A 9,210-nucleotide genomic window follows, 5' to 3' on the forward strand; every position below is an offset into this window, starting at 1 on the left:
ACCTGCAGACACTCCTCGCGACCTGGACCGGCGCCTGCCCCACCTGCCACCGCGACATACCCACACCACTACGAACATGACCAAGCACTACTAGTTGTATTGACCCGCAGCGTTGTTGACGCGGCTGACGGGTCGGCGTCACATCATCCCCTCCACTCCCTTGGCCAGTACGGACAGACCACCGGCGAGGGCCAGGCTTAGGATGAGCCGGCGTACCCAGCGCTCCGGGACCCTCGGCGCGAGCGCCCTGCCGAGCAGGGCGCCCGCCACCAGGGCCGCCAGGGCCACCGACCATGCCGACCCGCTCAGCCTCGGCAGCCCGTTGGCGGCCACCGAGAAAGCGTTGACCACGATTCCGTAGAACTGTGCATTCGGTACAAAATCGCGGACCGACCATCCGGAATTCATCGCGTACAGCGAATAAGGCGGTCCGCCGACACCGGCGGCCGAATTCATGAATCCACCCACCGCGCCCGCGGTGACGGCTCCTCTCGTTCCGGCCAGGGCCGGTAGCCGCGTGCCGGCCATCACGAAAGTCACAGCCATCGTCACCAGAATTCCGACGCAGGCCAACAATACGGGCGTAGGAAGTCGGGCGGCGACCCACGATCCTACGGGAACCGTACACGCCGCAGCTATGACCAGCGGGCCCACGGCGCCAATTCGAACCCGTCGCCATCCTGTGGCAAGCCCAACCACGCTAATGGCTCCGGCCGCGCAATTCGCGAGCACCACTCCCTGGCCCGGGCCGAGTACCAAAACGAGTACGGGCACTGCGATAAGCGCGAATCCCATGCCGGTGAGCCATTGCACCAATGCACCCAGCACCATGATGCTGCCCAGTAGTAGCTCGGCCGATCCAACGCTCCCCACAGCAGACTCCCGCCATCCCCGTGATGATCTCCACCATCCTCTCCACAGCCCGGCTGCGAACGCAACAGTCCGGTGCGCGGGAATCTCGACGCACCGAAAACGCCTTGCTTAGACGCCATTTCAGCTGGTGTGATCTTGCGGCAGTCTGGAGTATCGAGTCGTCCCAACGGCTCGGCCGTCACCGCTGGGTCGTCGAGCGGACCGTGTCCTGGCTGTCCGGCCGCCGACGCCTCCACCGCCGTTACGAACGGAAGCCGGAACACTTCCTCGCCTTCACCGCCATCGCCGCAACCCTCATATGCCACCGCAGACTCACCAACTGAAATGACGTCTTACTGAGTTTCTCGTAGTTCTGTGGGTGCGGACGCTGTGGCGGTGCCAGCATGTGAATGTGTCTGATGAGTCGCAGGCCGTTGCTGCTGAGGTCTCCGTTCCGCCGTTGACACGGCCGCAGTTGGCCGAGGCCCGGCGCATGCGCGCGGTCGAGTTGTTCGAGCAACAACGCACTTCCTCCGAGGTGGCGCGGATGGTGGGAATGCATCCCGAGAGCGTGCGCCGATGGAGACGCCAGTGGGAGCAGGGCGGGGCCCAGGCACTGCGCCGGCGGCCGGCCACCGGTCGGCCACCTAAGCTGGATGACGCCCAGGTCGAGGTGGTCCGCTCAGCACTGCAACAGGGCGCCCAAGCCCACGGGTTCGAGGCGGACCTGTGGACGCTTGAACGGGTCGGCCTCAGCGTCGTTCATCGACGTGCGCTTCCTCCCAGGTGTGCCTGAGTCCGGTCCGTCATGCCGGACCAGCCGGTGCTTGGTTCAGGCCGGGTGTGCGTGCGGGGCTCGGGGCAGGCGCTGCCCGGTGGGCGGCTGTGGTGGTGAGCAGGGAGTGGATGCGGCTGGCGAAGTCCGGGCATGGGCACGTCGATGGCGGGCCCGCGCAGGTTGCCGGTTGCCACGGCGGTGGGCACGTAGTTCATGAGCGCGCTGACGGCCGTGGTCCGAGACGATCCCGCCAGGAGGAACGGGTCCACTGGCCGTGATTTTCGGTCTGGACGCGGTGCCGACCGGGGTGGACGCGTTGTGGTCGAAGGCGAAGCGCCTGGTCGCGCGAGGCTGGCTGGCCGAGCGGCAGCCGGGCCAGTTCACCCTCGCCCGACAACTCGCTCCGCTGGTCGCTGGCTCGCGCACCAGCCTCACCCGACCATCTGCAGAGCGCGTTCACGGCGCGCGGCAATGCTGGAGCCTGACTCTTTGCGGGCCATCCTGCGCAGCACGACCGGTGCCACGAGCAGGCCGAACACCGCCCAGGCGCCCAGTACGCCGACCGTCTCCAGGTGCCGCCATGATTGCCCGATCTCGACGGCTTCAGCGTCGGACGGCAGCAGTGCGGAGCGCATACCCAGGCCGAGCCAGTAGACCGGGAATACCTGGGCGATCCACTGCAGCCACTGCGGCAGAGCGGTGACCGGGTAGAAGATGCCCGAGATTGCGATCATCGCGAGGACGGGCAGCTGGATCAGCCCCTGCGAGCGTGCGCTGGTGAACACCGAGCCGAGTACGGCGCCGATCGGCAGGGTGGCCACCATGCCAAGCATCACGACCCAGGCAAGAGCCAGCCACGCATCCACACCGAGGTCGAGCCCGTCGATGAGGAACAACCCGGGGATCAGAAGGATCATCAGGTCGGCCAGCAGCCCACCGGAGACCGAGAGGACCTTGCCGGTGAGGTAGCCGACCATGCCGTGGGGGGTGGCCTTGGCGCGCAGGAGAGTGCCGTCCTCGCGCTCCGCGGTGAGCAGCTGGCTCATGCTGACCATGCCGAAGGAAGCGTTCATGCCCAGGATGCTCGGCAGTGCGAGGGTGCCGAGCAGCAACCCTGTGCTCCCGTACTCCACGTCGCGCATGAACCACAAGACGCCCAGCGTCAGCAGTGGCCAGAGCAGGTGGCTGGACAGCTCCGCTCCGTTGGTGAACGACTGGCGCAGCTCGATCAGGCCGCGCGTCAGGCCGGCACGTATCGCACAGGTCATCGTGAAGCCTCCGCCTCGTGCACGAGCGTCAGATATGTCTGTTCCAGCGAGGCGCGGTGGACTTCGAGCTCGCTGATCTCCTTGCCGTGCTGCTGGAAGAGTGTGCGTACGAAGTCGGTCGACTGCGAGGTCGATCGGCTGAAGCGCTGTTCGCCGTGCCGCCACCGCACGCGGTCCTCGCCGGCGATCTGCCGGGCCAGGTCGTGCGGCGTGCCGTCGGCGACGATCCGCCCGCGGTTGAGGATCACGATGCGGTCGGCGAGCTTCTCCGCCTCGTCCAGGTCGTGAGTGGTGAGCAGGACCGTGGTGTCCAGGCGGCGCACCAGCTCGTGGAACTCGCGCCTGGCCTGCGGGTCGAAACCGGTCGTGGGTTCGTCGAGGAACAGCACGTCGGGGCGGCCGACGATGCCCAGCGCCACGTCCATGCGGCGCCGCTGCCCGCCTGAGAGGGTTCTGATCTTCTGGTCGGCTTGCGCGGCCAGGCCGACCGCGTCGACGAGCTCGTCCGGCTCCCACGGGGTGCGTGCGCTGCAGGCGTAGTAGGAGGCCTGGTGGGCGAGGAGTTCGCGGACCCGCCACTTGCCGTGGTCGCGCCAGGACTGGAGCATGACGCCCACCCTGGCGCGCCACCGCTCGTCGGCGTGTGCCGGGTCGGTGCCGAGCACCTGCACACGGCCGGCCGAGCGCATACGGAAGCCCTCAAGGATCTCGATCGTGGTGGTCTTTCCCGCGCCGTTCGGCCCCAGTAGTGCCACCACTTCGCCTGGCTGCACCCGGAACGTCACGTGGTGCAGGACGTCGGTGCTGCCATACCGCATACTGAGCCCTTCGACGCTCAGGGCGGCCTGCGTCACAGCTCGCCCCGCACCCGCTCGATGAGCTCGGCCCGGTCCACGCCCGCCAGGGTGAGGGCGCGCGGGACGGTACCGACCTCCGCCTGAAGGACGCCGAGCAGCAGGTGGCCGGAGCGCAGGTCCTTCTTGGGGTGCTCGGTGGCCATCCGCTCGATGGCGAGCTTGGACGAGGCGCCCAGCCGGGGGTGGCGCGTGGGTTCCTGGGTCGCCCGCGGCAGGTCGAAGTCGTCGAGCGACACTCCGGCTGCGGCCAGGCTGTGCGCGAACTCCCGGTGCAGGGCGTTCTTGAGCGTTTCGTAACCCAGGCCGGCGGCGTGTAGCGCGCGCTGTGCGTCGGTGCCGTCCTGGGCGGCCACCGCCAGCAGCAGGTGGTGCGCGTCGATGGTCGCCGAGCTGTCTTGCTTGGCCTCGGCCTCGGCCTGGTCCATGACCGACTGGAGGTACCTGTCGAACTGGCTCATCCCCGCCTCCTCAATGTGACTCCGGCGGCGATGAGCCGCTTGGCGTGCTTCTTGTAGACCGCCTGGCGCGTGATGCCGAGTGCCTCGGCGACCTGCGGCCAGCTCCAGCCGGACCGCATCGCCTGTTCGACGGCGGCGTCTTCGAGCTGATCGGCGAGGCGGCGCAGGGCGGCGACGGCCGCAAGTGCGTCCGCGGGATCCTTGCTGGACATGAAAGCAACCGTAGTTGACTAACCAGATGGAAGCAACCAAAGTTGCTAAACATGGTCAGGCAGTCCGTAGCCGGGACGCGGGTACGCCGCAGGGTCGGCAGGCGCAGATGCCTCCACACCTACGCCGCAGCCCTGACCGGTATTTACGGCGCCGCCGTGGTAACCGCTCCACGGCGGGCCGGGCGGGATCACAGGCCTCAGCGTCGCCCTGCGGCCGCGAGCAGGTGGAGGCAGCACAGATTCAGCTATCGCAGGTTCAGCATCCGGGGTGATGATGCGGGTGACAGTTGTCATCTGTCCGCAGACCGAGCACGGCACCGACGCCGGCGCGGCAAGACGCGCGGCTCATCGAGCGCGGCGGGCAGGCCGACGGTGCGGCGTCCCGGTGAGCGGGCTCGAGGCAGACCCGGGGAGCAGATCATCCATATCGCCGCCGCAATGCGTTGCATTACGGGGCCGAGCCAGGAGCGCTGCGATGCGCGCCGCCGGGCCGGACGAGCGGGCTCAGACCGGTTCGCGGCTTTCCCCGGTGCCTGGGAACGGGTCGCGCCGTGGGCACGGTGAGGAGGGCGGGGGTCGTCAGTGTTTCATTGGCGGTCGTTCGGCCCACTGAGAGGGTGACGTTCCTCGTCGGCGCGACTTGCGTGCTCGCCCGGGTTGGGAGAGCGGCGCCTCTTCGGGTGCGTTCAGGTAGTTGGGGACGTAGCGCTGTCCGGACAGGTCGCCGATCGCGCTCATGATCTGGTCGGTGGTGGCTCGTCGCATCTGGGCTGGGTGCATGGCGGCGTGATGCGTGGGGCAGTCGACGGGCCTGCCGAAGGTCACGGTGATGCGGTGAAAGCGGGGTAGTCGTCGACCAACTGGCAGGAGGCGATCCGTGCCCGTGAGTGCCACCGGGATCACCGGGGCGCCAGTGGCGAGTGCGAGCCAGGCGACGCCGGTGCGGCCGCGGTGCAGGTGACCGTCAAGAGAGCGGCTTCCCTCCGGGTAGATACCGAAGGCACCGTTGCTCATCAGGACCTGTTGAGCGGCTTCCAGCGACGCGCGTGCGCCGCGATGCGCGTTCCGGTCGACGGGTACGCAGCCGAGGGCTGCGAAGAAGCAACGCGTCAGGGCGCCTTTGACTCCGCGCCCGGTGAAATAAGTGTCCTTGGCGAGGAAGTGCACCGGGCGCGGAGCCAGGAGCGCGATGGCGATGCTGTCGACGAAGGACAGGTGATTGCTGGCCAGGATGACCGGGCCACGGCGTGGCACGTTGCTTCGGCCGCGGACGACGGGCCGGTAGATCAGCCGCAGCAGGGGAGCGAGCAGGAGTCGCGCGAGCATGTAGGGCATCGGCTGCCTCTTCACGGGCAGGTGACGACTTGGCCGGCCCACGACAAGCCGCCGCCGAAGGAGAAGAGGAGCACGGGGGCGCCGGAGGGCACCTCGTCGCGTTCGATCAGCTTGGACAGGGCGAGGGGAACCGATGCCGCGGACGTGTTGCCCGATTCGACCACGTCTTTTGCGATCACGGCACTGTCGCACAGGTCGAGCCGGCGGGTGAGGGCTTCGATGATGCGCAGGTTCGCCTGGTGGGTGACGACTGCAGCGAGATCACGCGTGGAGATTCCCGCCCGGGTGCAGGCGTCCTGGGCGATGGCGGGCAGTTCGCTGGTGGCCCAGCGGTAGACGGCCTGGCCGTCCTGGGCGAACCGTGGCTGCCAGGCGCCCTGCAGCCGGACTGATGCTCCTCGCTGGGGATCGGATCCCCAGACGACCGGTCCGATGCCCTCGTGTTCCGATGTCGTGGTGCTGATCAGGGCGGCGCCCGCGCCGTCGCCGAGGAGCACACAGGTACTGCGGTCGGTCCAGTCGGTGACGTCGGACATCTTCTCCGCGCCGATGATCAGCGCGTGCCGGGCCGCTCCCGCTTTGAGCGTGTGGGCTGCACTGGCCAGGGCTGTGGTGAAGCCGGCGCAGCCGTTGTTCAGGTCGAAACAGACGGCGCCCGGGACCTGCAGGCGAGCGGCGACCTGGGCGGCGACGGAGGGGCAGCGGTCCATCGCGGAACAGGTCGCGACGATGACCAGACCGATGTCCTCCGGCGCCAGTCCGGATGCGGCCAGGGCCTTGCCCCCGGCAGATGCGGCCATGTCGGTCACGGATTCGTCCTGTTCGGCAATCTTGCGGGTGACGATCCCGGTGCGCTGGCGGATCCAGGCGTCGTCGGTCTCCACGAGCTGCGCCAGGTCGGCATTGGTCATCACGCGTGACGGCTGATGGTGTCCCAGGGCGGCGATGCGTGTTCCCGGCACAGGCGGTACTCCTTGGGTTGGTCGGCATGCCGGATCTGACCGGCGACCGGAATATAGCAACCGATCGGTCGGAAGTTAAAGAGGGTCGGTGCGGCTACCATGTGCTGTCATGAGCCCTCGCAACTCCGCCCTCGAAGCGGGCCGCACCCGCCGCCGCATCGTCGACCGCGGCCTGGAACTGTCATCGGTGGAGGGTCTGGAAGGACTGACCATCGGTCGGCTGGCAGCCGACCTGGGCATGAGCAAGGCCGGCGTCCTCGGACACTTCGGCACCAAGGAGAGCCTGCAGCTCGCCGTCGTCGACGCCGCGGCGGAACAGTTCATGCACGAGGTGACACAGCCCGCCCGGGGAATCCCTCCGGGCCTGGCCCATCTGCGGGCCCTGTGCGAGGCGTGGGTGTCCTACCTGGAACGCCAAGTGCTGCCCGGCGGCTGCTTCTTCACCGCCGCAGCCGCAGAATTCGACGGACGCACCGGCCCCGTGCGCGACGCCATCGCCGCCATGGACGCCCTGTGGCTCCGCGACCTGGGCATCCACATCCGGCGCGCGATCAGCGCGGGCGACCTGCCACCCGACAGCGACGGCGACCAGCTGTTGTACGAACTGGCAGGAACCATGCTGGCCCTCAACCACCACCTGCAACTGCACCACGACCGCAGGGCATCCACCCATGCCCGCCGGGCCATCCAACGGCTGCTCACCCCAGACCCAGCGCTGAAGGCGCTTCGGTAACCGGGCAGAGGCACGCCGCAAAAGACTCCCGGCCGGCCTCGCGCTCGCGAGCCGGGCCGTGGCCCGCATAACGGACGTCCGGGAGCGCCACCCAGCCGGAACACCCTGCTGCGGCTCATCGCCTCGCTCCCGGATACGCCCAGCGCAGAGCGGCCCACCGCTTGGCGTAGTCGGTCCGGTTCTGACCGCTCCAGCCAGGGGAGTCGGGCCGTGCCTATGTGTACGCCCGAACCTTGCCGCCGTGCGGTGCCTCCTGCGCGTCCCAGCCATCGAGCGGTTCCACGAACCCCGGCCCGAATTCGCCGGGGATCTCGGAACCTCCGCCGCCCACACCCACGCTGCCCTGCCTGTGCACCGCGCAACAACTCCAGGCTCGAAACGCCCTCTCGGCTCGAAGAACCGCCGCCCCGCAGCCCGTCACGATGCAGGCACATCGGCCGGGCGTACTGCAAGTATCGCCGAACGTAATCAGCTCAAAGCTCACAAACCAAAGGAGGAATGCTCAGCGAAGTGCCATCTGATCGGGGTTCCCTCTGAGTAGGAGCGCTCATGTGAAATGCAATCTGGCGGAGGACGCTGAGCGCATGAGTCAGCCTTCTCCCCTTCGACAAACCGCGGTCGCCGTACTTCTCCTGATGGGCGATCTGGCGGTGATCGCCTGGTTGCTCTGGACCTACGCGTGGACCGGATGGAGGGATGCCTGGAACCGGCAGGACGCACCGACGGCGCCGGGAGTTGCATGGCATGCCGTCTGGATCCTGGCTGCGGGAGCGGTAGTGACAGGCATCGGCCTTCTCGCTCTACGGTGGCGCATTCCAGGCATCACCCAGATCCTCGTCCTGGGCGTCGGCGCAGCGCTTAGCGCCTACTGGGCCGTTCACAGGTAGCAGCCGGCCAGAGTGTCCCGCCTCCCAACCCACAGGCGAAGTTGAAACTCCAGCTGAGCGGCGGACACCGTATCCCCCGCAACAACGCGTCCGGCCTCCCGCCTGGCTGCGCCCGGATGGTCGTGTGCCGCGCGGTCCCGCTGAGGATGGGGTTAGGCACCGCAGGGGGTGTCGTTGTTGCGCAGACTGTGCGTGGTGTCGTTGAGCTGGTAGGAGCGCAGATCGCCCAGGGCGCCGCCCTCGCGCCCGACGCACACGTGCCGGCCGAAGTAGTTGTCCTTCTGATAGACCCTCGCGGTGCGGCCGCTGTTGTTGATGATGGAACTGCCTGCGCCGCGAATGGAGTCCGGCAGGTGGCGCACCGAGCCGTCGACGGCCCGCTTGACGTGGGGCTGGCCGCCGAAGTCGATCTCGGGGTAGATACAGACGAACCCACGCGGACACACAACCTGATGCCGGGCCGGGGCGGGAGCACCCGCGGTGGCAGCATGGGCGGGCGCGAGGCCGGCCAGGGACACGGCCAGGAGAGTCGGGACGGCGGCGGCGAACAGCGTGCCCACGCGCCTGCGGTGCAGAAGTCTCATGGCACCGACCTGTCCTGGCGGAACAGTTCGCCATTCAGCTTCCCTGCAGTTGTTCCTTCGGATGAGTGACTTCCGTGGCGTTCCTGGCTGTTCGCCGCGCGGTGACCAGCACGATTGTCCCGGGAGCGGGCGGTGATGGTCACGCGACGACCTGCACGCGGGCCACCCTGACTCTCTGTTGAGGCGACGTGAGGTTCCCCCGGGATGCGGGAGATGCTGACAGCGGGTCAGATGGGACTCATGAGAGGAACATCGACCATGGCTGCTCCCAGGAAGTACTCGCA

10 protein-coding genes and 1 pseudogene are annotated in these 9,210 nt (G+C 68.1%); 3 read left to right on the forward strand and 8 right to left on the reverse strand.

Translation table 11 applies throughout. The annotated features are described in order from the left end of the window. Positions 1-138: 138 nt before the first annotated feature. Positions 139-831 carry a TSUP family transporter gene (locus ACH4RC_RS42215; RefSeq protein ID WP_398210407.1) on the reverse strand — a complete coding sequence of 231 codons (693 nt, stop codon included), beginning with the start codon at positions 829-831 and terminating at the stop codon, positions 139-141. 194 nt (positions 832-1,025) lie between these two features. Here ACH4RC_RS42215 and ACH4RC_RS42220 point away from each other — a divergent pair. After that, positions 1,026-1,196, forward strand: a pseudogene (locus tag ACH4RC_RS42220) (IS5/IS1182 family transposase); the annotation flags it as partial. 68 nt (positions 1,197-1,264) lie between these two features. Continuing rightward, entirely contained in the window at positions 1,265-1,648 is a 384-nt protein-coding gene (locus ACH4RC_RS42225) for a helix-turn-helix domain-containing protein (RefSeq protein ID WP_398210409.1), read from the forward strand. 413 nt (positions 1,649-2,061) lie between these two features. Here the strand turns inward: ACH4RC_RS42225 and ACH4RC_RS42230 are convergent, their stop codons facing one another. The 6 genes from ACH4RC_RS42230 to ACH4RC_RS42255 form a co-directional block, all read right to left on the reverse strand. Continuing rightward, the gene (locus ACH4RC_RS42230) at positions 2,062-2,898 is read right to left on the reverse strand and encodes an ABC transporter permease (protein WP_398210412.1); all 837 of its coding nucleotides are present in this window, start codon (positions 2,896-2,898) and stop codon (positions 2,062-2,064) included. After that, positions 2,895-3,716: an ABC transporter ATP-binding protein gene (locus ACH4RC_RS42235; protein WP_398210415.1), complete on the reverse strand. Its 822-nt coding sequence runs from the start codon at positions 3,714-3,716 to the stop codon at positions 2,895-2,897. Before ACH4RC_RS42235 ends, ACH4RC_RS42230 begins: the two co-directional genes overlap by 4 nt. Before the next feature lie 32 nt (positions 3,717-3,748). Next, the gene (locus ACH4RC_RS42240; protein ID WP_398210418.1) at positions 3,749-4,213 is read right to left on the reverse strand and encodes a Clp protease N-terminal domain-containing protein; all 465 of its coding nucleotides are present in this window, start codon (positions 4,211-4,213) and stop codon (positions 3,749-3,751) included. Beyond that, the gene (locus ACH4RC_RS42245; protein WP_398210420.1) at positions 4,210-4,425 is read right to left on the reverse strand and encodes a helix-turn-helix domain-containing protein; all 216 of its coding nucleotides are present in this window, start codon (positions 4,423-4,425) and stop codon (positions 4,210-4,212) included. Before ACH4RC_RS42245 ends, ACH4RC_RS42240 begins: the two co-directional genes overlap by 4 nt. Positions 4,426-5,004: 579 nt before the next feature. Beyond that, positions 5,005-5,760 carry a lysophospholipid acyltransferase family protein gene (locus ACH4RC_RS42250; protein ID WP_398210422.1) on the reverse strand — a complete coding sequence of 252 codons (756 nt, stop codon included), beginning with the start codon at positions 5,758-5,760 and terminating at the stop codon, positions 5,005-5,007. Between the two features lie 11 nt (positions 5,761-5,771). Next, complete coding sequence (locus ACH4RC_RS42255) at positions 5,772-6,722, reverse strand: beta-ketoacyl-ACP synthase III (protein ID WP_398210424.1); 951 nt, start codon at positions 6,720-6,722, stop codon at positions 5,772-5,774. Positions 6,723-6,831: 109 nt separating this feature from the next. Between ACH4RC_RS42255 and ACH4RC_RS42260 the strand changes: the two genes are divergently transcribed. Then, entirely contained in the window at positions 6,832-7,455 is a 624-nt protein-coding gene (locus ACH4RC_RS42260; RefSeq protein WP_398210426.1) for a TetR/AcrR family transcriptional regulator, read from the forward strand. A gap of 1,039 nt (positions 7,456-8,494) precedes the next feature. Here the strand turns inward: ACH4RC_RS42260 and ACH4RC_RS42265 are convergent. Next, positions 8,495-8,926: a peptidase inhibitor family I36 protein gene (locus ACH4RC_RS42265; protein WP_398210428.1), complete on the reverse strand. Its 432-nt coding sequence runs from the start codon at positions 8,924-8,926 to the stop codon at positions 8,495-8,497. Positions 8,927-9,210 lie beyond the last annotated feature (284 nt).

Source organism: Streptomyces sp. NPDC016845 (assembly GCF_044332585.1).
Taxonomy (GTDB): domain Bacteria; phylum Actinomycetota; class Actinomycetes; order Streptomycetales; family Streptomycetaceae; genus Streptomyces.

What these genes read in the sequence shown, in the direction of transcription:
- ACH4RC_RS42215 (WP_398210407.1), bottom strand. Translation starts at nt 831, where the DNA reads ATGGTGCTGGGTGCATTGGTGCAATGGCTCACCGGCATGGGATTCGCG.
- ACH4RC_RS42230 (WP_398210412.1), bottom strand. Translation starts at nt 2,898, where the DNA reads ATGACCTGTGCGATACGTGCCGGCCTGACGCGCGGCCTGATCGAGCTG.
- ACH4RC_RS42235 (WP_398210415.1), bottom strand. Translation starts at nt 3,716, where the DNA reads ATGCGGTATGGCAGCACCGACGTCCTGCACCACGTGACGTTCCGGGTG.
- ACH4RC_RS42240 (WP_398210418.1), bottom strand. Translation starts at nt 4,213, where the DNA reads ATGAGCCAGTTCGACAGGTACCTCCAGTCGGTCATGGACCAGGCCGAG.
- ACH4RC_RS42245 (WP_398210420.1), bottom strand. Translation starts at nt 4,425, where the DNA reads ATGTCCAGCAAGGATCCCGCGGACGCACTTGCGGCCGTCGCCGCCCTG.
- ACH4RC_RS42250 (WP_398210422.1), bottom strand. Translation starts at nt 5,760, where the DNA reads ATGCCCTACATGCTCGCGCGACTCCTGCTCGCTCCCCTGCTGCGGCTG.
- ACH4RC_RS42260 (WP_398210426.1), top strand. Translation starts at nt 6,832, where the DNA reads ATGAGCCCTCGCAACTCCGCCCTCGAAGCGGGCCGCACCCGCCGCCGC.
- ACH4RC_RS42265 (WP_398210428.1), bottom strand. Translation starts at nt 8,926, where the DNA reads ATGAGACTTCTGCACCGCAGGCGCGTGGGCACGCTGTTCGCCGCCGCC.